Annotated in this window: 22 protein-coding genes; 17 read left to right on the top strand and 5 right to left on the bottom strand. The window is 33.9% G+C overall.

Annotated features, from left to right (window positions below; all coding sequences use genetic code 11):
• Nucleotides 1-37 precede the first annotated feature (37 nt).
• From ABTV69_RS11715 to ABTV69_RS11645, 15 genes are all read left to right on the top strand, one after another.
• Nucleotides 38-1,051, top strand: a complete 1,014-nt coding sequence (locus tag ABTV69_RS11715; protein ID WP_433836544.1) for an AAA family ATPase — start codon at nt 38-40, stop codon at nt 1,049-1,051.
• Nucleotides 1,052-1,196: 145 nt separating this feature from the next.
• Nucleotides 1,197-2,528 carry a DUF58 domain-containing protein gene (locus tag ABTV69_RS11710; protein WP_433836542.1) on the top strand — a complete coding sequence of 444 codons (1,332 nt, stop codon included), beginning with the start codon at nt 1,197-1,199 and terminating at the stop codon, nt 2,526-2,528.
• Between the two features lie 50 nt (nt 2,529-2,578).
• Complete coding sequence (locus ABTV69_RS11705; RefSeq protein WP_433836540.1) at nt 2,579-3,943, top strand: S41 family peptidase; 1,365 nt, start codon at nt 2,579-2,581, stop codon at nt 3,941-3,943.
• Between the two features lie 70 nt (nt 3,944-4,013).
• Nucleotides 4,014-5,099: a phosphoglyceromutase gene (locus ABTV69_RS11700; RefSeq protein ID WP_433836538.1), complete on the top strand. Its 1,086-nt coding sequence runs from the start codon at nt 4,014-4,016 to the stop codon at nt 5,097-5,099.
• Nucleotides 5,100-5,293: 194 nt separating this feature from the next.
• Nucleotides 5,294-6,082 (top strand): TrmH family RNA methyltransferase, encoded by a 789-nt coding sequence (locus ABTV69_RS11695; protein ID WP_433836536.1) that lies wholly within the window; start codon nt 5,294-5,296, stop codon nt 6,080-6,082.
• A 317-nt stretch (nt 6,083-6,399) separates the two neighbouring features.
• Nucleotides 6,400-8,619: a RelA/SpoT family protein gene (locus ABTV69_RS11690; protein WP_433836534.1), complete on the top strand. Its 2,220-nt coding sequence runs from the start codon at nt 6,400-6,402 to the stop codon at nt 8,617-8,619.
• A gap of 73 nt (nt 8,620-8,692) precedes the next feature.
• On the top strand, nt 8,693-9,235 hold the full coding sequence (locus ABTV69_RS11685) for a hypothetical protein (RefSeq protein WP_433836532.1): 543 nt from the start codon (nt 8,693-8,695) through the stop codon (nt 9,233-9,235).
• Nucleotides 9,236-9,418: 183 nt separating this feature from the next.
• Nucleotides 9,419-9,883, top strand: a complete 465-nt coding sequence (locus ABTV69_RS11680; RefSeq protein WP_008462215.1) for a Fur family transcriptional regulator — start codon at nt 9,419-9,421, stop codon at nt 9,881-9,883.
• A 97-nt stretch (nt 9,884-9,980) separates the two neighbouring features.
• On the top strand, nt 9,981-11,252 hold the full coding sequence (locus ABTV69_RS11675; RefSeq protein WP_433836530.1) for an adenylosuccinate synthase: 1,272 nt from the start codon (nt 9,981-9,983) through the stop codon (nt 11,250-11,252).
• 53 nt (nt 11,253-11,305) lie between these two features.
• Nucleotides 11,306-11,890: an NUDIX domain-containing protein gene (locus ABTV69_RS11670; RefSeq protein ID WP_433836528.1), complete on the top strand. Its 585-nt coding sequence runs from the start codon at nt 11,306-11,308 to the stop codon at nt 11,888-11,890.
• A gap of 102 nt (nt 11,891-11,992) precedes the next feature.
• Complete coding sequence (locus ABTV69_RS11665; RefSeq protein WP_433836526.1) at nt 11,993-12,877, top strand: L,D-transpeptidase; 885 nt, start codon at nt 11,993-11,995, stop codon at nt 12,875-12,877.
• A gap of 369 nt (nt 12,878-13,246) precedes the next feature.
• Nucleotides 13,247-13,837 carry a TetR/AcrR family transcriptional regulator gene (locus ABTV69_RS11660; protein ID WP_433836524.1) on the top strand — a complete coding sequence of 197 codons (591 nt, stop codon included), beginning with the start codon at nt 13,247-13,249 and terminating at the stop codon, nt 13,835-13,837.
• A 52-nt stretch (nt 13,838-13,889) separates the two neighbouring features.
• Nucleotides 13,890-15,029, top strand: a complete 1,140-nt coding sequence (locus ABTV69_RS11655; RefSeq protein WP_433836522.1) for an FAD-dependent oxidoreductase — start codon at nt 13,890-13,892, stop codon at nt 15,027-15,029.
• A gap of 36 nt (nt 15,030-15,065) precedes the next feature.
• Complete coding sequence (locus tag ABTV69_RS11650) at nt 15,066-15,368, top strand: hypothetical protein (RefSeq protein ID WP_433836520.1); 303 nt, start codon at nt 15,066-15,068, stop codon at nt 15,366-15,368.
• 64 nt (nt 15,369-15,432) lie between these two features.
• Complete coding sequence (locus ABTV69_RS11645; RefSeq protein ID WP_433836518.1) at nt 15,433-16,269, top strand: hypothetical protein; 837 nt, start codon at nt 15,433-15,435, stop codon at nt 16,267-16,269.
• A gap of 55 nt (nt 16,270-16,324) precedes the next feature.
• Here ABTV69_RS11645 and guaB read toward each other — a convergent pair whose 3' ends face one another.
• The 4 genes from guaB to ABTV69_RS11625 form a co-directional block, all read right to left on the bottom strand.
• A complete protein-coding gene (guaB, locus tag ABTV69_RS11640; RefSeq protein ID WP_433836516.1) occupies nt 16,325-17,797 on the bottom strand; it encodes an IMP dehydrogenase in 1,473 nt (490 codons plus the stop codon).
• A 209-nt stretch (nt 17,798-18,006) separates the two neighbouring features.
• Nucleotides 18,007-19,338: a DUF5723 family protein gene (locus ABTV69_RS11635; protein ID WP_433836514.1), complete on the bottom strand. Its 1,332-nt coding sequence runs from the start codon at nt 19,336-19,338 to the stop codon at nt 18,007-18,009.
• Between the two features lie 59 nt (nt 19,339-19,397).
• Nucleotides 19,398-19,949 carry a hypothetical protein gene (locus ABTV69_RS11630; protein ID WP_433836512.1) on the bottom strand — a complete coding sequence of 184 codons (552 nt, stop codon included), beginning with the start codon at nt 19,947-19,949 and terminating at the stop codon, nt 19,398-19,400.
• Between the two features lie 78 nt (nt 19,950-20,027).
• The gene (locus ABTV69_RS11625; RefSeq protein WP_433836697.1) at nt 20,028-20,894 is read right to left on the bottom strand and encodes a hydroxymethylglutaryl-CoA lyase; all 867 of its coding nucleotides are present in this window, start codon (nt 20,892-20,894) and stop codon (nt 20,028-20,030) included.
• Nucleotides 20,895-21,258: 364 nt separating this feature from the next.
• Between ABTV69_RS11625 and ABTV69_RS11620 the strand changes: the two genes are divergently transcribed.
• Together ABTV69_RS11620 and ABTV69_RS11615 are read left to right on the top strand one after the other, a co-directional pair.
• Nucleotides 21,259-21,873 (top strand): hypothetical protein, encoded by a 615-nt coding sequence (locus tag ABTV69_RS11620; protein ID WP_433836510.1) that lies wholly within the window; start codon nt 21,259-21,261, stop codon nt 21,871-21,873.
• The gene (locus tag ABTV69_RS11615; protein WP_433836508.1) at nt 21,870-22,577 is read left to right on the top strand and encodes a DUF3307 domain-containing protein; all 708 of its coding nucleotides are present in this window, start codon (nt 21,870-21,872) and stop codon (nt 22,575-22,577) included. Before ABTV69_RS11620 ends, ABTV69_RS11615 begins: the two co-directional genes overlap by 4 nt.
• On the opposite strand, the gene ABTV69_RS11610 is transcribed toward ABTV69_RS11615, so the two are convergent.
• Nucleotides 22,572-23,606, bottom strand: a complete 1,035-nt coding sequence (locus ABTV69_RS11610; protein WP_433836506.1) for a quinone-dependent dihydroorotate dehydrogenase — start codon at nt 23,604-23,606, stop codon at nt 22,572-22,574. The two genes, ABTV69_RS11615 and ABTV69_RS11610, sit on opposite strands and share 6 nt — an antisense overlap.
• Nucleotides 23,607-23,613 lie beyond the last annotated feature (7 nt).

Here is a 23,613-nt window from a genome sequence, read left to right as displayed (position 1 = left end):
AAGTCAGTGGCTAAAAAAACAAAAAATAGACCAAATTATGGACGACATCAATACAACATCAAGCGAAATCACAAACGAGAATGTGAATTTTGAAACGAGAATTAATTTAGCGCCTCTTTTAGAACATGTAAATACGATTAAGAAAGAAATCGAAACCGTAATTGTGGGTCAGCACAAAATGGTAGATCAGCTTTTGGTCGCTATTTTGTCAAACGGTCACGTTCTCTTAGAAGGTGTTCCTGGAGTTGCCAAAACCATCACAGCCAAATTATTGGCAAAAACGCTTCATATTGGTTTTAGCAGAATTCAGTTTACGCCAGATTTAATGCCTTCTGATATTTTAGGAACTTCGATATTCAATCTGAAAAACTCAGAATTTGAATTCAAAAAAGGGCCTATTTTCTCTAATTTGATTTTAATTGATGAGATCAACCGTGCTCCCGCAAAAACGCAAGCAGCGCTTTTCGAAGTTATGGAAGAACGCCAAATTACAATTGACGGTGCTGCTTATCAGCTAGAAGCTCCGTTCTTGGTAATTGCGACTCAGAATCCTGTGGAACAAGAAGGAACGTATCGTTTACCCGAAGCACAATTGGACCGTTTTCTTTTTAAAATTACAATCGATTATCCAAAATTGAACGAAGAAATTTTAATCATCCAAAGAGAACATTCTTTACAAGATCACGGAAAACTGGATGCTATCAAAACGATTCTTTCTGCAGAAGAAATCAAACAATACCAAGCTTTGGTAAAACAAATTAGAGTAGAGCAAAACTTACTAGAATATATTGCTAGAATCGTAGTAAACACGCGTGAAAATGCCTTTTTATATTTAGGAGCTTCGCCTCGTGCTTCAATCGCAATTCTAAATGCTTCAAAAGGTTTTGCTGCCATCCGCGGACGTGATTTTGTTACGCCAGAAGATATTAAAGAAGCTGCAATTCCAGTTTTACAGCATCGTGTTATTGTTGCGCCAGAACGTGAAATGGAAGGAATTACAAGCTCAGAAATTATTAAACAGATTATTGAAACAGTGGAAATTCCGAGGTAACACTTCTGTGTTCCTGCGAGGTTTTCAAAACCTCGTAAGTATTATTTCCTATTTCATCTAAACTTTCAATACCATACCTACAAGGTTTTGAAAACCTTGCAGGAAAACTTGAAACTTGAAACCTGAAACTCAGAAACAATAAAAAATGAAATTCATAAAAAGTCTATATCTCAACAATTTCTTTTTCTATGTGCTGATAGGCATTATAGGATTGTTTGTCTGCGCCTTCCTGTTTCCGAATATGTACAATGCGGTTTGGCTGCTGGTTTTAGGTTTAGTGACTTTTTTATGTCTTGACATTTTACTTTTATATGTAGCCAGAACAGGACTTGAAGCAGAAAGAATTACGCCGGAAAAGTTGTCAAATGGAGATTTAAACCCAATTACAATCCATCTAAAAAACCATTATACTTTTCCAATTTCGGTTAAGATAATTGACGAAATTCCGTTTCAATTTCAAATTCGTGATTTCAAAATTGTAAAAACGATAAAACCGGCGGCACAAAAAGAAATTGGTTACGATCTTCGCCCAACAGAACGCGGAGAATACCATTTTGGTGCTTTAAATATTTATGTTTCTTCACCTTTAAGACTTATTTCGAGAAGATTTTCTTTTGATAATGATCAGATGGTTCCAACCTATCCGTCTTACATTCAATTAAGAAAATACGATTTGATTGCTTTTTCGAATAATTTATTTCAATACGGAATCAAAAAAATACGCCGAATTGGTCATACCATGGAGTTCGAACAGATTAAAGAATATGTTCAAGGTGACGACTTAAGAACACTGAACTGGAAAGCAACCGCCAAAAGAAACTCCTTAATGGTGAATCAGTTCCAAGACGAAAAATCGCAATCGGTTTATATGGCAATTGACAAAGGCCGTGTCATGCAAATGCCTTTTGACGGATTAAGTTTATTGGATTATGCTATTAATTCGGCTTTGGTTTTGTCGAATGTCATTTTGAAAAAACAAGATAAAGCGGGTCTTTTTTCTTTTTCTAAAAAAGTAGAAAACCGCGTTTTTGCTGAAAGAAGAGGTTCGCAAATGCAGAAAATCTTAGAAGCTTTATACAACGTAAAAACAGATTTCTTCGAAAGTGATTACAGCAGATTGTATGTTGATATTAAGAAAAACATCAATCAGAGAAGTTTAATTATTCTGTACACGAATTTCGAAACCATGGACGGTTTAAATCGTCAATTACCATATTTAAAAGGAATTGCAAAAAGCCATTTATTAGTCGTTGTTTTCTTTAGCAATACAGAATTAAACAGCATCATCAATAAAAAAACTACCACAATTCAGGAAGTTTATGACAAAGTGATTGCCGAGAAATTCATGTTCGAAAAACGATTAATCGTAAATGAATTGAAAAAATACGGAATTCATTCGGTTTTAACACAACCTGAAAATCTGACTTTGGATGCTATAAATAAATATTTAGAAATTAAATCTAGAGGGATTTTATAACCCTTACTTTCATTACTCAAAAAACTAACCTTTAAACAACCAAAAAATCAATGAGATCGGTAATTGCCTTTGTTTTTCTTTTTTTCTCAATCTCTAATTTTGGACAAGCTCCAAATACGTTAACTGCCAATGATAAGGTATACGGACTTTCAAAATTCTGGCAAGAAGTAAATTACAACTTTGTTTATTTGGATAAAGTAGACAGACAAATGTGGGATAACCGATATAAAGAATTGATTTCTGTTGTTCAAAACACAAAAAATGATTACGAGTATTATCGCGAACTTCAAAAGTTTTGTGCCCTGCTAAAAGACGGGCATACAAATGTGTATTTCTCTAAAGGAATCGAAACACTAGGCAATATGTTTGGCGACTATAGAATCTACCTCAAAAATATCGAAGGTAAAGCGATTGTTATTAGAACAAATCTTAGCAAAAAAGATGAAATCCCTGTTGGAAGTGAGATAATTGAAGTTAACGGAAAACCGACTCAAAAATATATTGATGAAGATGTTGCACCTTATATTTCTTCATCAACAGATTATGTTTTACAAGATTGGAGTATTTTTTATTTGCTAAAAGGATTAGAAGGCGAGACTTATAAAATTAAAATAAAGAAACCAAATCAGAAAATTGCCGAACTTACTTTAACTCATAAAAAAACAGAAGAAAAAGAAGTTTTCCCTCCTTTTGAACCTGAAAAAAAACTTTTAGATTTTAAATGGATGAATAAAGAAACTGCTTATGTTTCTTTAAACTCGTTTGGAGACGAAAAAATCGACAGCTTATTTGTAGACAAACTTCCAGAATTATATAAAGCAAAATCATTAATAATTGACTTACGCTATAATGGTGGAGGAAACACAAATGTAGGAACTGAAATTCTACAATATTTAACAAATGACACCCTTCTTTACGGTTCAAAAACAAAAAGTCGTTCTCACATTCCTGCTTACAAAGCTTGGGGAAAATCTATTAGCACAAAAGATACTATAAACAATTCATGGAAAAAAAGAGCTTATTTATCTTACCATGATGATTATTTTTATGATTTTGATTATGCACCAGATACTATTCATTTAAAGGCAAAACGTATTGTAGTTCCAACTGTCATTTTATTAGGACATAACACTGCTTCTGCTGCAGAAGATTTTTTAATCTATGCAGATAAACAACAGCATATGATTAAAATGGGAGAAAGATCATTTGGAAGTACTGGACAACCTTTATTTATTGATCTTCCTGGTGGTGGTTCTGCAAGAATCTGCACTAAAAAAGACACTTATCCTGACGGAAGAGAATTTGTAGGCTATGGAATAAAACCTGATATCGAGGTTATTCCAACGCTTAACGATTATTTAAAAAACAAGGATGCCACACTAGAGGAAGCAATGAAATATTTAAAAAAGAAATAACGTTTATAATTAGTTTTTCGATTAAACTCGAATTATCATTGTTTTTAAATTCTATTTAAAAAGATATAAAATGAAGAAACTATTTTTATCAGCTTTTATTTTAATCAGCTCTCTAGCGGTTGCTCAAAAAACAGAGAACATTATCATTATTACGACAGATGGTTTCAGATGGCAAGAACTTTTTAAAGGAGTAGACGTCGCAATTGCCAATGATAAAAAATTCAATCAAGGAGACAGCGCTTACATTTATAAAAAATACAGCAGTCCAGATATCAAGGAATCACGAAAAAAACTAATGCCTTTTTTTTGGTCTGAAATTGTTGCGAAAGGTCAGATTTACGGAAATCGAGATTTAGGAAACAAAGTTGATGTTGCCAATCCGTATTGGTTTAGTTATCCTGGATACAGCGAAATCATGACTGGAAATGTGGATGTAAAAGTCAATTCAAACGGCTACAAAGCCAATCCGAATGTGAATGTTTTAGAATTTCTAAACAAACAATCAAAACTAAAAGGGAAAGTGGCCGCATTTGGAGCTTGGGATGCTTTTGATCGAATTTTAAACGAAGAAAGAAGCGCTTTTCCAGTTATTTCTGCTTTTGATAAAGTGGGCGGAAACAAACCAACAGCAACTCAAAAATTGCTGAATGAAATGCGTGATAATTCGTTTAAGCCTTTTCATGAAGATGAATGTTTAGACGTTTTTACCCATTATCAAGCATTAGACGAATTAAAAACGAAAAAGCCGAAAGTGCTTTACATTGCTTATGGAGAAACCGATGAATGGGCGCATCACGCGCAATATCGCTCGTATTTGGATGCAGCCAATCAAGTAGACAAATGGATTCAGGAAATCTGGAATTTTGTTCAAAACGATCCGCAGTACAAAAACAAAACGACTCTATTTATCACAACAGATCATGGACGCGGCGATAAGGTAAAATCGCAATGGACAGATCACGGTTCTGATGTCGCGGGTGCATCTCAAATTTGGTTTGCTGCAATGGGTCCAGAAATTGCTCCAAAAGGCGAAATCAAAACAAATGCTCAGTTCTATCAAAAACAGTTTGCTCAAACTATAGCAAAATTTTTAGGCCACACTTTCACAACAGATCATCCTGTTGAGGAAGAGGTAAAAGAAGTTTTTGAGAAATAGTTTTTTATTTTTTTTCGCCACGAATTTCACTAATTTACACTAATTTCTTTTTTGCTTTACGCAATTCTAATTTGTGGCAATTCGTGAAATTAGTGGCAGAAAAACTTTCTAGGCATACCTACAAGGTTTTAAAAACCTTGCAGGAAGAAAAAAACTCTGTAACTTTGTCCCTTTGCAACTTTGAGCCTTAAAAAATGAAACAAATCACTTCAATTCAAAATCCGTTTATCAAATCTTTGGTTTTACTTCAAGAAAAATCTAAAGCAAGAAAACAAACCGGAACGTTTTTGATTGAAGGTTTAAGAGAAATTTCATTAGCGATAAAAGGAGGTTACGAAATCGAAACGGTTTTGTTTTTACCCGAATTAGTTTCCGAATCAGAGATCAATAAACTGATTAAAAATCCTTTTCAACTTATAGAAATCAACAAGGAGGTTTACCAAAAATTAGCGTATCGCGATACTACAGAAGGAATTTTAGCGGTAGCAAAAAGTAAATCTCTTAAATTATCTGATTTAAAATTATCTGAGAATCCATTACTTTTAGTTGTAGAATCTCTAGAGAAACCAGGAAATATTGGAGCTGTTTTGCGTACAGCAGACGCCGCTAATTTGGATGCTGTTTTAATTGCCAATCCAAAAAGCGATTTATACAATCCGAATATCGTGCGCTCTAGTGTTGGCTGTTTATTTACTAACCAAATTGCAACGGGAACGACTTCTGAAATCATTTCGTTTTTAAAAGAAAAAAAGATTAATTTCTACAGCGCGACGCTACAAAATTCAACTTCATATCACACTCAAAACTTCACTACTCCAACCGCTTTGGTTGTGGGCACAGAAGCAACAGGTTTAACACAAGAATGGCGTGATGCTGCGACTCAAAACATCATTATTCCGATGCAGGGAGAAATCGACAGCATGAACGTTTCAGTTGCTGCTGCGATTTTAATTTTTGAAGCGAAAAGACAAAGAGGATTTTAGATTTTAGATTTTAGATTTTAGATTTTAGATTGTAGATTTTAGATTTTAGATTTTAGATTTTAGATTTTAGATTTTAGATTTTAGATTTTAGATTTTAGATTTTAGATTTTAGATTTTAGATTTTAGATTTTAAAAATCGCTTCGCTCTTTTTTGGATTTAAAATTTGATTATTTTCATTTTTTACCATTAAGCTGAACGAAGTCGAAGTCCCATTCCTACAGGAAAAAATCTAAAATCTAAAATCTAAAATCAACAATTGCAAAGCCTTGCGTATGTTCAAACTAATTCTTATTTTTAGTACTTGAACTATGCCGTTATGACAGAAATAGATATTGAAAAAGAAAACAAAGCTATTGCGCAGGAATACAAAGAATTACTACGAATAAGTTACCAAACTTTAAGCCCCGCTGACAAAAAATTAATTAGAAAAGCTTTTGATGTTGCCGTTGATGCTCACAAAGAACAAAGACGTAAATCGGGCGAAGCGTATATCTTTCATCCCATTGCAGTTGCAAAAATCGTTGCCTCAGAAATTGGTCTGGGAGCGACCTCTATCGCCGCGGCCTTATTGCACGATGTTGTTGAAGACACTCCTGTAACTGTTGATGAAATCGAACGTTTGTTTAACCCGAAAGTAGCACAGCTTGTTGAAGGTTTGACCAAGATTTCATTAGTTCAAAAAGATTTGAATGCTTCTATGCAGGCTGAAAATTTCAGAAAAATGATTCTGACTCTGAATGATGACGTTCGTGTAATTTTGATCAAATTGGCAGATCGTTTGCACAACATGCAGACCATGGATTCGATGGCAGAATACAAACAAACCAAAATCGCTTCTGAAACTTTATACATTTACGCTCCTCTCGCCCACCGTTTGGGACTTTATAACATTAAAACAAAACTTGAAGATTTAGGACTAAAATATACCGAACCAACTGTTTACAACGACATTGTAAGCAAAATTCGCGAAACAAAAGAAGAGCAAGACGCTTATATCAAAGATATATCGGATGTTTTAAAGAAATCTTTAGACAACGAAGGTGTTGACTATATCATAAAAGGAAGACCAAAATCGATTTACTCCATTCGTCGAAAAATGCGTGCACAAAACGTAACTTTTGACGAAGTGTATGACAAGTTTGCTCTTAGAATTGTGTACAAAGCTGATCCGCATGAAGAAAAATTCATTGCTTGGAAAATATATTCTATCGTAACCGATCATTATCGACCTAGCCCGAGCCGCTTGCGTGACTGGATTTCATCACCAAAATCGACTGGTTATGAAGCGCTTCACATTACAGTGATGGGACCAAAAGGACGTTGGGTTGAAGTTCAGGTTCGAAGCGAACGTATGGACGAAATTGCCGAAAAAGGCTACGCTGCACATTACAAATACAAAAACGGAGGAACAGAAGAAAGCGGTTTAGACACTTGGCTGAATCTTCTTCGCGAAGCGTTGGAGAATCCAGAAACCAATGCGGTTGATTTTGTAGAAGATTTTAAAATGAATTTATATTCTAAAGAAATCTTCGTCTTTACTCCAAAAGGAGAAATAAAATCGCTGCCAAAAGGTGCTACTTCTCTTGATTTTGCTTTCAGCATTCACTCTGAAATCGGAATTAAAACTCGCGGAACTCGTGTAAATGGACGATTAGTCCCATTAAACTACGAATTAAAAAGTGGTGATCAGGTTGAAGTAATTACTTCTCCAAACCAGAAACCAACTGTAAACTGGTTGGAATATGTAACGACTTCGAGAGCTAAAAATAAAATTAAAAACGTTCTCAACGAGAACACTAAAAAAATCGCAGAAGAAGGAAAAGAATTACTTGTTAGAAAATTAAAACATCTAAAAGTTACCTTTAACGAGCAGGTTACAAATGAATTAGTTAACTTCTTTAAACTAAAAACAAGCTTAGATTTATTTTATAGAGTTGGAATTGGTGCAATCGAAAATCAGCAGTTAAAGGATTATGCGGCACAGAAAAGCAATTCGTTTATCAATTTCTTTAAAAATAAAATCAAACGAACGAAAGATACCGCAGACGAAGATATTCACAAACCAGTTATTAGCAGCAATTATGACATGCTGGTTTTTGGAACCGAACATGATAAATTAGATTATAAACTTTCGCAGTGCTGTAACCCAATTCCTGGTGACGATGTTTTTGGTTTTGTTACCATTAACGAAGGAATAAAAGTGCATAAAAAAGATTGTCCAAATGCCATTGGAATGCAGTCGAATTATGCTTACAGAATCATGAGCGCCAAATGGATTGATTCTTCTCAAGAGGAATTCAAAGCCATTATCAATATTACCGGAATGGATGTTTTAGGACTTACCAACCAATTAACAAAAGTAATTTCGAACAATATGAGCGTAAATATTCAAAGTATTTCGCTTAGTACAGATGCTGGAATTTTCCACGGACAAGTGGCGGTAATTGTAAAAAACAATACTATTTTGAAGAAAATGATTAGCGCCATCAAGAAAATTGACGGAGTTGATAAGGTTACTAGAGAGTATAGAACTTAAATAAGTCAAAAGTTTAAAGTCTTAAAGTCAAAAGAAATATAACCTCGCAACTATTTAAATAAATGTTTTTTTTATGGAGAATGAAAACTTAAAAATTCCAGAAATCAATTTTAATGAAAAAGGTGAGCTAATTATTACTGCTTCTAAATCTTCATCGAAAGATGATTTTGATTTTTTTCAAGGAAAATCTGTTATTCGCAACAGAAAATTAAAATCCAGATTAACGAATTGCGAGGAGTGGATTGAATTCCCTTCCACACAGGAAATGTACAAGATTCTAAACGGGATTGGAAACATAGATAACTTTCTAGCCACTTTTGATGGAGAACCATTTGAAGGCATGACCGTAAGATTATTCAATCCAATAACAAAATTGTGGAGCATTTACTGGTCAGATTCCAACACAGGGACATTAGACAAACCTGTAGTGGGTTCTTTTGAAAATAAGGTTGGACATTTTTTTTCTGAAGATATTTTTAATGAAAAACCTGTGCTTCAAGTATTCAGATGGGATGCCAGAGACGAAAAAAATCCTATTTGGAGCCAAGCAATGTCTGACGACAAAGGAAAAACTTGGGAATGGAACTGGTATATGTTCATGACGAAATCAAGTTAGCCATTGTTAGTTTTATCAAAAATTAAAATAATTATGTTAATTAAGCTAAAATAAGCTTTCAAAATATTTTTGACGTAAAAGCCTGTGTTTAGTGCATTATCACTACTCAAAAACAAGTTTAAACGTTAAACTTTAAACCCGAAACTTTTATTCATTAAAAATAAAAAATTATCTTTGCCGGATATGACACTTATTTCAACTGACAACACTAAGAATCAAGAAATTGTAAAAAATGTTTTTACACTATATCTTGAACAAAAAGGGCATCGCAAAACTCCTGAGCGTTATGCTATACTTCAGGAAATTTACGATAGCGAGGAGCATTTTGATATAGAAAACCTTTATATCAAGATGAAAAACAAAAACTATCGTGTGAGTAGAGCTACTTTATACAACACGATCGAGTTATTGTTGGACTGCGCTTTGGTTAGAAAACATCAATTTGGGCAAAATCAGGCTTACTACGAAAAATCATATTTTGATAAACAGCACGATCATATCATTATGACCGATTCTGGTGAGGTAATCGAATTTTGTGACCCAAGAATTCAGACCATCAAAAAGACTATCGAAGAAATTTTTGATATCGAAATTACAAATCACTCGCTTTATTTCTACGGAAACAAAAAGCAAAACTCAAATTCATAGTCTTTTAGATTAGACTTTTCAAAAAAATTAAAAAAAAGAAAATTAACTACATAATCAGTAGGGCAACTTAGATTGTCTCAACGCAAATTAAAACAGAATGACCGTAGATTTATTACTAGGATTACAATGGGGAGATGAAGGTAAAGGAAAAATTGTAGACGTACTTACCTCAAATTATGATATTATTGCACGTTTCCAAGGAGGACCAAATGCAGGACATACATTAGAATTTGATGGAATTAAACACGTACTAAGAACGATTCCTTCTGGAATTTTTCACAAAAATTCAGTAAATATCATCGGAAATGGAGTTGTAATTGATCCAGTAGTTTTTCAAAAAGAAATCGAAGGTTTAGAAAAATTCAACCTTGATATCAAAAGCAAATTAATTATCTCTAGAAAAGCACACTTAATTTTACCAACGCACCGTTTACTTGATGCAGCTTCTGAAGCTTCTAAAGGAAAAGCAAAAATTGGCTCTACTCTTAAAGGAATTGGACCAACTTACATGGACAAAACAGGTAGAAATGGTTTACGTGTTGGAGATATCGAATTAGAAGATTTCAAAGAGCGTTACAGAGCTTTGGCAGACAAACATGAAGCAATGATTGCTTTTTATGATGTTGCTATTCAATATAATTTAGCTGAATTAGAAAAAGAATTCTTTGAAGCTATTGAAGAACTTAAAAAATTAGATTTCATTGATAGTGAAGAATACATGCACCAAGCTCAAAAAGCAGGTAAATCTATTCTTTGCGAAGGTGCTCAAGGATCTTTATTAGATGTTGATTTCGGAACTTATCCTTTCGTAACTTCATCAAACACTACTGCTGCTGGAGCTTGTACAGGTTTAGGAATTGCTCCTAACAAAATCAAAGAAGTTTACGGAATTTTCAAAGCTTACGTTACACGTGTAGGTAGCGGACCTTTCCCAACTGAACTTTTTGACGAAGTTGGTGCTACAATGGCAAAAGTGGGTAACGAATTTGGTTCTGTAACAGGAAGACAAAGACGTTGTGGATGGTTAGATTTAGTAGCTTTAAAATATGCTGTTCAAGTAAATGGAGTTACTCAATTAATGATGATGAAAGGTGACGTACTTTCTGGTTTTGAAACTTTAAAAGTGTGTACAGAGTACAACTACAAAGGCCAAAACATTTCTCACTTTCCTTACAACATTGAGCCAGAAAACGTTACTCCGGTTTACAAAGAATTTAAAGGATGGAAACAAGATTTAACTGGTTTAACAACTTACGATCAGTTGCCAGTTGAGCTAAAAGAATATATTGAGTTTATTGAAAAAGAAATCGAAGTGCCAATCAAAATTGTATCGGTTGGACCAGATAGAAAACAAACAATAACAAAATAATACATTTTAAACGCTCTGATAATCAGAGCGTTTTTTTTTGACAAATAAGTTTTATGAGAAAAAATCCTGAAATCGAAATTACAGAAACCAAATTATTATCTGATAATTGGTATGTATTAAATAAAGTAACATTTAATTATAAAAAAGAAAATCAGCCTGTTGAGTCGCATATTCGTGAAGTTTACGATCGTGGAAATGGCGCTGCAATTTTATTATACAATTCAACTAAAAAAACGGTTATCTTAACCAGACAATTTCGTTTGCCAACTTACTTAAACGGAAATAAAAGCGGAATGATGATCGAGGCTTGCGCCGGACTTCTGGATAAAGAAAATGCAGAACAAGCTATAATTCGCGAAACAGAAGAAGAAACAGGTTACCGATTAAGCAAAGTTCAGAAAGTTTTGGAAACGTATATGTCGCCAGGTTCTGTAACCGAAATTCTATATCTTTTTGTTGGAGAATATGACGAAAGCTTAAAAGTTAGCGAAGGCGGCGGATTGGATGCTGAACAAGAAAACATTGAGGTTTTAGAATTTACTTTTGATGAAGCTTATGCTATGATTGAATCAAGAGAAATTACAGATGCTAAAACAATTATGTTGTTGCAGCATGCTAAAATAAAAGGATTGATTTAAAGAATAGCATTTTAAAATGAAAATCCCGAAACCAATTCAAAAAATTATGTAACCCTTTCCAGCTATCAGATTTATAACTTTATATTCATAAAAATACGACCTATGAAAAAGTTATATTACACAGCAAACGCCCTACTGATCTTAATGTTGGTTTTATTAGGTTCTTGTAAAAAAACCGATACTATAACGCTAACGGAAAATAAAAAAGAAAAAAAAGAAGTAATTGAATACAAGAAACCAAAAACGGTTTCATACCAAATAGAAAAAACCAAAGAATGGCTGAAGCTGAATGAAGCTGATAGCTCGAAAATGGATATTGTTTACGCTTTAAATCGAACAGATAAAGCCAATTTCAAAAAACTAGATTCTGTTGTAATTCCAGCAGATTTTAGTGGTGATTTGGTTTATTATCTTCCATTTCCGCTTCATGTTGCTGCTTTAGAAGAAGTTTCAAAAATTATCCTTTTCTCCTATCCTACTCAAACATTCGCCGCGTATGAAAATGGTGAATTGGTCAGAACAGGCCCAACAAATATGGGAAGAAAAAAAGATCCTACGCCAACAGGGTTATTTTTTACGAATTGGAAAGCAGAGAAAACAACGAGCACATTCAATGACGAATGGGACTTAAAATGGAATTTTAATATCGAAAATAAACTAGGAGTTGGTTTTCACGAATATGACTTGCCTGGATATCCAGCTTCGCATTCTTGCTTGAGATTATTAGAAAAAGATGCCAAATACCTTTATAAATTTGCTGACGAGTGGATTTTGAAAGATCGAGAAAATGTAAAAGTCAAAGGAACCCCAGTAGTAGTTTTTGGAAATTATGATTTTGACGGACCAAAACCATGGTTGCAATTAGCATCTGATCCCGAAGCTTTAAATATTCCAGTTTCTGAAATTGAAACACAAGTAAAACCATTTTTAAAAGAAATCTTAGAAAACCAAAACCTAAGAGAAGCCGAACCCACAAAAACTTTGTAAAATACACTATAAATATAAAATCAGCTGAAGTAATATTTAATTGCTTCAGCTGATTTTTTTTTTGCATAAAAGAATAATTATTTGGCTAAAGCCTTCCACTGCTCCACTTTTAAACCTCCAGCTAAAGCTGGAGGCAATTCATACTAATTGCATAACATAACACTCTCAATCTTTGCCACTCTGAATCGTTGTCAATTTGAGCTTTTGTACTTTGAAACTTTGCCACTTTGTTACTTTGTCACTTTGCACCTTTGTTCCTAAAAGGAAAAAAATTAGTATCTCAGAATCTTAGACCTCAGCATCTTAAAAAAAATAAATAAGCGAACATTCATTTATTATTTATATCTTTGCATCATAATTAGTTAGAAAATGAGAACAAGAGATATCAATAAAGAAGAAATTGTAAAGCAAAAAGCAATCGAAATGATTGTTACACAAGGTGTAGAAGGTTTTGGAATGAATCGTCTAGCGAAAGAATGCGGTATTTCTGTAGCTACACTCTATATTTACTATTCAGACAAAGAAGATTTGATTAGAAAAATCGGAATTGAGATTGGTAAAAACTTTTTTGAAAAAATGTTTGATGGGTTTTCTGCTGATATGTCTTTCAAAGACGGATTACGAAATCAATGGGAGAATCGTATTTATTTCAATTTGAATTTCACTCTTCAAGCAACTTGTTTCGAACTTTTAAAGCATTCTACTTATGGCGATGCTATCGTAGCAGAAATAACAGGCGATTATAAACAAATGATGACAGAGTTTATGCTTGCCGCGATTGAGAGAAAAGAACTTATTTCTATTCCGTACGAAGTTTTCTGGAGTATTGCCTATGGCCCACTTTATTCTCTTTTAGAATTTCACAGAGATGGAAAATCAATGTCTGGAAAACCATTTATTCTAAATGACGAACTGAAAAATGAAGCTTTTAATTTGGTTCTAAAAGCTTTAGCCCGTTGATCCAAAATTTCAATAACAATAACAATTTCAAATACAACATACTTTCAATAAAATGAAAACTTCAATTATAAAAAATAAAAAAATTGCCATTATCGGCGGAGGTCCTGTTGGATTAACAACTGCACGAATTTTACAAATTAATGGTGCCGATGTTACGGTTTATGAAAGAGATACCAATGCAGAAGCACGCACATCTGGCGGAACTTTGGACATTCATTCTGATTCTGGACAATATGCAATTGAGAAAGCGGGATTAATGGACGAATTCTACAAATACGCGAGACCAACAGGCGAAAAAATGGCCGATATGGATGGAAATATTACTTCTGATGAAATGCCGAATGAAAACAATGCTTTTTCTCGTCCAGAAATTGATCGTAACGATTTGAGAAAAATTATGTTGGACAATCTCGAAGAAAATACAGTTGCTTGGAACCGTCAATTAATGAACATTGAAAAATCTCAAAATCAATATCATTTAGAATTCAAAAACGGTACAAAAACAGTGGCAGACTTTGTAATCGTGGCAAACGGCGGAAGATCGAATGCAAGAAAATTTGTGAGCGACCAAGAACCTCAACTTTCTGGAACTTATATTATTCAGGGAGAAATTTCAAATCCAGACCAAGATTATCCCGAATTTAAACCAAAATATGGTAACGGAAATGTGATGGCAATGGGAGAACACAAAATGTTTTACACCCACACAATGCGCGATGGTTCTGTTCATTTCGGAGCTTCTTTTAAAGCCGATGAAGATTGGATTTCAAATCATGGAATCAATTTTGAAGACGATCAATCTGTTATTTCTTTTTTGAATGAAACTTTCAAAAATTGGAATGGCGATTATAAAAAATTCTTCGCCGCTTCGACTGAATTTTCTGGCCTGCCTTTGCGTTTATTTTCTTTAGAAGAATCTTGGAAAAAACATTCAAACATAACTCTTGTTGGCGATGCCGCACATTTAATGCCTCCGTTTGCAGGCGAAGGTGTAAATATGGGATTATATGATGCGTTTCATTTAACCGAAAATTTGACCAACGGAAAATTTAAAACTATTGATGAAGCCATAAAAGACTATGAGAAAAAAATGTTTGGTTATGCTTTAAAAGCACAGCGCATGACTAAAAAAATGGAAGATTTACTGCATTCTGATATTGTTGCTGAAGATATTTTAAATAGCCGTTTTTAGTAACAAATAATTGCATAGCTTAGTTAAAAAATTAAAATGACGGCTTCAGAAAATAATAGAACTTGTAAAAAAGGGCATCATTACACCAAAACCAGTGACTGCCCTACTTGTCCTATTTGTGAAGCAGAAAGAAAACCAAAATCAGGGCTTTTATCAGTATTATCAGCACCTGCACGAAGAGCTTTAGAAAGCCTAAACATCAAAACTGCGGAAGATTTATCACGATATACAAAAGAAGAAATCTTATCGTTGCACGGAATTGGCCCAAGTAGTCTACCCAAACTGCTTGAAGAGTTAAGAAAGAATAATCTTATTTTTAAAGAAAACGATTCTAATTGAACAAAGTAGTTTTTATTTCTTACTTTCGCTTTACAAGCCTAAAAACAGCGCTTTTGAAATACTTATGAAAAAACTTTTTTTATTTCTTTTTGCTTTCGTTACCTTTTTAATCCACAGTCAATCCAATCAGACTTTAGATTTTAAAATACAATTCTCGCCTCAAACAATTTACAATCAGACAATGGCAAATTCGGCTTCATACGAACTTACTTATGAAGGATCTGAAGAATTTCTGAATACGCTAAAATCTTCTGGCGTTAAAAATCCGACGATAACCAATTCGACAGTTGATATAGAATCGGTTTTTAAAACAGGAAAAACCAATGCTGAAGGAAATTTTCCTGTTGTAATTGAATATCTAAAATCTTTAGACAATAAAGGAAATACTATTATTCCGAATGGTACTTTAATCTACGGAAAAGGATCAACATCTTCATTGCCAAAAATGGACTCTATTGTTGCAAAAGGTCTTGATGAAGCATCTAAAAACATGATTTTTGAAATCGTTAAAAACTCTTTTTCGCAACTTACACTGCCTGAAAAGAAAATAAAAATTGGCGAAGCATTTTCTCAAGAAAGTCCACTGACCATTCCGATTGGAGCACTTAATATCGATATGTCGATCACAACAATTTACAAACTAATCAGCATTGTTGACAAAAATGCATATTTTGATATCAACCAAGTTTATACCGCAAATATCTCATCTGAAAACCTGAACAATATCATTGTATCAGGAACTGGAACAGGCAAAATGACTTATGACATTCCTAATTACTTTGCTAGCGAAAGCGTCGTTGATATGAAACTTATGTTTGACTTGAAACAAGATGAATTTAGTATTAAATTGAACTCTGCCACAAGTATAAAACAAACTGCTAAAATCAGTAAAATCAAATAAAAAAAGGCGTAAGAAATAAATCTTACGCCTTTTGCTTTATTTTAAAACCTACAAATTACCTAGAATAATTTGGAGCTTCTTTTGTAATAGTTACGTTGTGTGGGTGACTTTCAGTGATTCCGCTAGAAGTAATTCTAACAAAACGTCCCGTTTCTTGTAGAGTAGGAATATCTTTTGAACCACAGTATCCCATACCTGCACGAAGTCCTCCAATAAACTGAAGCATACTTTCGTTTAATTCTCCTTTGTAAGGAACACGCCCAACGATTCCTTCTGGAACCAATTTCTTCACGTCGTCTTCAACATCTTGGAAGTAACGATCTTTAGAACCTGTTTGCATTGCTTCAACAGATCCCATTCCACGATACGATTTGAATTTTCTTCCTTCGAAAATAATCGTTTCTCCTGGAGATTCTTTAGTTCCTGCTAACAATGAACCTAACATTACACAGTCAGCACCTGCAGCGATTGCTTTAGGAATATCACCTGTATAACGAATTCCACCATCAGCGATAACTGGAACTCCTGTTCCTTTAATTGCAGCAGCAACTTCTAAAACAGCTGAGAATTGAGGAAAACCAACACCTGCAACGATACGAGTAGTACAGATAGAACCAGGTCCGATTCCAACTTTTACTCCGTCAGCACCATTTTCTACTAAATATTTAGCAGCCTCTGGAGTTGCGATGTTTCCAACAATTACATCTATTTGAGGGAATTTGGATTTTACTTCTTTCAATACATTCACAACACCTTCTGTATGTCCGTGAGCTGTATCAATAATAATAGCATCTACACCAGCAGCAACCAAAGCTTCCGCTCTTTGAACAGCATCTCCAGTAACTCCAATTGCAGCAGCAACTCTTAAACGACCAAAACTATCTTTATTAGCGATTGGTTTTTGAGTTAGTTTGGTAATATCTCTAAAAGTAATTAAACCAACTAATTCATTTTGAGCATTTACAACTGGTAATTTTTCGATTTTATGACCTTGCAAAACTACTTCTGCTTGCTCTAAAGAAGTTCCTTCAGCAACAGTTACTAAGTTTTGGCTTGTCATAACCTCAGCGATTGGTCTTGCACCGTTTTTCTCAAAACGTAAATCACGGTTTGTAACAATACCTTTTAAGATTCTGTTTTCGTCAACGATTGGAATACCACCGATACCGAATTCTTTCATTGCATTTTTTGCATCTGCAATAGTAGAAGTCATTGGTAAAGTTACTGGATCGATAATCATACCTGCTTCTGCACGTTTTACTTTTCGAACTTTTCCTGCTTGTTGTTCGATAGTCATATTTTTATGTAAAACACCAATACCGCCTTCTTGCGCCATAGCGATTGCCATTGCACTTTCTGTAACCGTATCCATAGCAGCAGATACAATTGGAACGTTTAATGTAATGTTTCTTGAGAATTTTGATTTAATGCTCACTTCGCGAGGAAGCACATTCGAGTAGTTAGGTACTAATAATACATCGTCGTAAGTTAAACCTTCGCCGATAATCTTGGAGTTGTGTGCTATCATGTTGCAATTTCTAGTTGAATTGCGTGCAAATATAGTGAATAAATTGCTAACTTGAATACTAACTTATTCATAAATTTATGTTTGAAGGAAAAAACCTACTGTTTAAAAATCCAATAATTAAATTCCAAATTCCAAGTTGGATAAAAAAAGCTTCGCTTTTTCTGGGGCAATTTGGGATTTGGAATTTAAAAAATTGGGATTTAATTATTTTAATCTTTGTCTTGAAACACAAAATTGATTCCGAGTTGGAAGGCTGCACTACTGGCTTTCGAAATATCTTTATATTCTAATACATTATTGACGAGCGCATAGATATTGACTGGACCAACTGTACCTGCAAGGCCAATACCAATATTGGTATTCGAAAAAGTATCGAAAGTATAGGTTGCTTTAACGTCTAATTTTCTAAAAATATTTCTTCTGTAAAAAGCAGTCAACGCTACTAAAGGTTCGCGTGGAGCAGACATTCCGAAGACTTGAAGTCCAGCAGCGTTTTTATAATATTTATCGACTTTACCTCTGCAATTACATTCATCATCAGGACGGGCTTCTCCAAAAGAATATTGAATAGATGAATAAATCTTTGTCGGACGCCAGGTCGTATATTTGTTGTAAAGGGTATCTCTAGGTATCGCTTTATCAAATTCGTCGAAGACATTTTCAGGATCATCTGTACCTAAAAAATCGGGATTTTCACCATTGTATTGATAGGTTCCTTTATAAGTAAGCGTTTCGATATCTTTGGTCTGTCTCACAAAACCCAAATCAATAACGCTTGCTGTAAACTGTAAATTGTCTTTTATGTAATAGGTAATTCCCGCATCGACACCAAAGCCTAAACTTCCGTTAAAAAAAGTATTATGGGCAATATCACTAATTACATTTCCTTCATACTCGTCTTTGGTAAATCGAGCAAATCCAGAGGTTTTTAATTCTAAATTAGAAGAAATAATCTGATTGTACAGGTTTGGAGTTCCAGCCTGCTCACCTGTAAATATATATCCAGAATTTTTTGTAGAAGTTGCATTTGCACCGCTCGAATAAATTTTAGCGCGTCCTCCAAAAACAAATTTATCATTGAGTTTTTTATGAAAACCAACATGAAAAACAGAAAGCACTTCGGCTTTCATATTCAGATCGCCTAAATTAAACGACTTTCCGATGTAATCTCTATTTCCGTTTAGAGCAAGCAAAGCCAAATCTTTTGGAACAAACATAAAAAAATCGAATTCTTGATACAGTCCAAACGAAATATAAGAACGGCTTTCTCTGCCTCCAATTCTAAATCCGCCAGAAAATATTTCCAATTGCTGATTGGTCACTACTTTGTCCCGACTGGACGATTTATTGATAACATCTCTCACTTTTTGATTAAAATCGACTCCATCGTCTGAAAACAGATCGTATGCCGAAAAGCTACTCGATCCAATATTGGCAGAAACACCAGACAAAACTGGAAATCCGAAATAATATTTATACGAGACATCAGCACCTGGATTTACCAGTGAAGACTGCGGAATGGAAGTAAAATTATATAACAACTCCCTGTTTTGGGCAAAACAAGAAAGATGAAAAAACAAGCAAAAAATTAGCGTTTTTCTCATTCAATTACTAAATAAGCCGTTGCACTTGATCTTAATCTTAAATTTCCTTCACTCTGATTATTTAATGGAGGTCCGGCTGCTATTATAACCACAAAACCAATTCTTTGAGTTTGTTTTAAAAGATCTAATCGAGTATTTTCAAAAACTTCTGTTGGATATTTTATAACATTTGATGTGCCATTATAGGCGGGAACGGCAAAAGAGATCGTTTGCAACACTTTATTTTCTTCGTTAAGCAAAAGCATATTTACAAGAAAAGCGCGGTTTATATTGTTTTCGATTTCAAAATCAAAATCAGCTCTTTTAAGACGTTCATTAAAAAAACTATCTTTAAAAACATCAAAATCTCTTACGTCTGGATATACATTCGTTCCGCCATCGTCTATAAGTCGATTAGCAGGAATATTAAAATAAGCCAGATTGGCTACAAAAACAGGCTCTATCTTAAAATCGTTTACCTGATCGAAATTTAAATCGCTTGAACAGGAGAACAATAAAAAGATGGAAAATAGTATACTTGAAATCTTACTTAGCGAATTTGACCTCATGATAATAGTTATAGCAATACTAAATGTAACGCATTATAATTGCAATCATTATCTAAGGTAATGAAATATAACTATTTTTTAATGAAACTTTCCAAACAATTTTGAAGCTTCGTTGTAGGCACTTTCAAAACTAAGTGAATTAAGTCCTGTTATTTTTTTATTAGCCGTAAAATAAGACACCAATTTTTCTGTCGGCATATTTCCAGTTAGTTTATCAGTTGCCATTGGACAGCCGCCGAAACCTTGAATGGCTCCGTCAAAACGAGTACAGCCAGCTTTTGCCGCAGCATCGATTTTTTCGAACCAACTTTCTGGTGTGGTATGAAGATGTGCACCAAACTCAATTTCTGGATATTTCGGAATCAAATCTGAAAATAAATAAGTAATCACTTCTGGCGTAGAAGTTCCCACAGTATCAGAAAGCGACAAAATTTTTACGCCCATTTCTGCAAGCTTTTCAGTCCATTCTGCTACAATTTCAACATTCCACGGATCTCCGTACGGATTTCCAAAACCCATTGAAAGATACGTTACAACCTCTTTCTTTTTCTTATCGGCCACTTCTAAAATTTCTTCTAGCATAACCAAAGATTCTGCAATCGTTTTGTGCGTATTACGCATCTGAAAGTTCTCTGAAATAGAAAATGGAAAACCTAAATATCGAATTTGTTCGTATTCTGAAGCCGTAATTGCACCTTGAGTATTGGCAATTATAGAAAGCAGTTTGCTTGTGGTTTGAGACAAATCAAGTTGTTCTAGAACGGTTGCAGTATCTTGCATTTGCGGAATAGCTTTTGGAGAAACAAAACTTCCAAAATCGATTGTATCAAAACCTACTCGCAACAAAGCTTGTATGTAAGTAACTTTATTTTTGGTCGGAATAAAATCCTTTATGCCTTGCATGGCATCTCGAGGACATTCGATGATTTTAATTTCTTTACTCAAAGCGTATTCTTTAGTAAAGGCTAAGTTAGTTCCTTTTTTATTGAAATAAAAATTATGTTTTTTTAAAACCATATAAGTAATATAAGTTCATTTAATGGTATTGTCTGCGACAATTATACATATAGTAAATCGTAGAGATGCACTGCTGTGCGTCTACACAAAGAGAATCCGTAATGCATAACAAAACAAATTATTATGCAAAATTATAATACATAGCATGTCGTAGAGACGCACCAAACGAATTGCTATTATAGCTATTACCAAAAAATGTAATATTTATAATTATTACCGAAAAACGTAATAAATAATTTTATTACGTATATTTGTAATAGAAAGTGTATATTTTTTTACTTATATTTGAGTTATGACTAGTGTAATTACAGGTGATATAATTGGTTCAAGACAGCAAAAATCAGAACATTGGGTTGAAGATTTGAAGAAAATCTTAGCTCCATTTGGCAAAACGCCCAATCAGTGGGAAGTCTATCGTGGAGATGAATTTCAGGTTGAAGTTATTAATCCCGAAGATGCTTTACTTATAGCTGTTTTAATAAAAGCACATTTAAGAGCTGTAAAGTCTGATGCGCGCATGAGTATTGGTTTTGGAGATAAAACGCACAATGGCGAACGAATTTCTGAAAGCAACGGTTCTGCGTTTATTAATTCAGGAGAACTATTTGAAACTTTAAAAAAACAGAAAGTCACTTTGGCGATGCGAACAGGTGATGCTGATTTTGACGAAAAACTGAATTTAATGTTGCAGTTGGCTTTGACATTTATGGACAGCTGGCTGGTACAATCAGCAGAATTTGTTGCCATTGCTATAGAAAACCCAACTTTGTCTCAAGAAGAATTAGGACAAAAACTAGGCATTAACCAAGCTGCTGTGAGCCGAAGACAAAAACGTGCTCAGTTTGATTTGGTTATGAATTTAGATCGCTATTTTAGAAAACAAATAAAACAATATACAGCCCCATGATTTTATTTATAAAACTATTTCTTGCTCATTTATTAGGAGATTTTATCTGGCAACCCAACTCTTGGGTAGCCGATAAAGAAGTAAAAAAACATAAAAGCATTTACTTATATGTTCATATTTTGCTTCATGGAGCTTTAGCTGCAATTCTAGCGGGAGAAATTAGTTTTATACCGTATGCCATCATAATTGCTGTTACACACGGAATCATCGATTTGATCAAGCTCAATTTTCAAAAGCAAAAAACAAAACGAACATGGTTTGTTGTCGATCAAATTGCGCATATTTTGGTTTTAATGGGTGTCGTTCTTTTGTATGAAAACAAAACAATAATCCATTTTTGGCAGAATAATACATTCTGGATTCTACTGACAGGAATCTTACTGATAACCAAACCAACCTCTATTTTTATAAAAACAATTATTTCAATCTGGGCTCCAGAAAGCAAAAACAGCCATCAGGATAATTCTCTGATAGCTGCTGGAAATTATATTGGCATTTTAGAACGCCTATTTGTTTTCGGTTTTATATTAACCGGACATTTTGAAGCGATTGGCTTTCTGCTTGCCGCTAAATCTATTTTTAGGTTTGGAGATTTAAAAGAAGCCAAAGACCGAAAACTCACAGAATATGTAATGATAGGAACTTTGATCAGTTTTGGTATTGCAATACTAGCTGGCCTTGTAGTTCAAGCGCTACTTTTATAATTGCTCTAAAACCTTTTTGTTGATTGCTTTTATCAATGCTGGACCTTCATAAATAAAACCTGTATACAATTGCACTAAGCTTGCTCCTGCATTTAATTTTTCAATCGCATCATCTGCAGAATGAATTCCTCCAACTCCAATAATTGGGAATGCTTTATTGCTTTTTTCTGAAAGAAAACGAATTACTTCTGTCGAACGTTTTGTTAATGGTTTTCCAGATAATCCTCCTGTTTCTGTTTGGTTCGCCGATTGCAATCCTTCCCTAGAAATCGTGGTATTTGTTGCAATTACACCCGCAATTTGAGTTGTTTTTACAATATCAATAATATCTAATAATTGCTCATCTGTTAAGTCTGGAGCTATTTTTAAAAGAATTGGTTTTACTTTTTGAGTGCTTGTTTTTTGTTTTTCAACATTTCTGTTTTGCAAAGTCTGCAATAAAGCTGTCAACGGTTCTTTATCTTGCAAAGCTCTTAAATTTGGCGTGTTTGGCGAACTTACATTGACTACAAAATAATCAACATGATTAAAAAGGGCATCAAAACAAATGATGTAATCTTTAACGGCATCTTCGTTATCAGTCACTTTATTTTTTCCGATATTTCCACCAATCAAAACACCCGAATTCTTTTTCAAACGTTCTACTGCATCTAGAACTCCGCCATTATTAAATCCCATTCGGTTAATAATTGCTGAGTCTTCTTTCAATCTGAACAAACGTTTCTTTGGATTTCCTTCTTGTCCAACTGGCGTTACCGTTCCGATTTCGATAAAACCAAAACCAAAATCGCCAAGTTCTTTGTACAGTTTTGCATCTTTATCAAAACCAGCTGCAAGTCCAACTGGATTTTTGAATTTGATTCCGAAAACTTCTCTTTCTAATCGAGCATCTTTCACTTCATAAATTGATCTTATAATTGCCGTAACTCCAGGTATTTTTGAAATGAATTTTACAAATGAAAAAGTAAAATAGTGCACTTTTTCCGGATCAAAACAAAAAAGTATCGGACGAATTATCAATTTATACATAAGAGTT

It is taken from the genome of Flavobacterium anhuiense (assembly GCF_050990855.1).
GTDB lineage: Bacteria > Bacteroidota > Bacteroidia > Flavobacteriales > Flavobacteriaceae > Flavobacterium > Flavobacterium anhuiense_C.
Note: the sequence above shows the minus strand (reverse complement) of the source record. Positions and strands in the feature narration are given on the sequence as shown.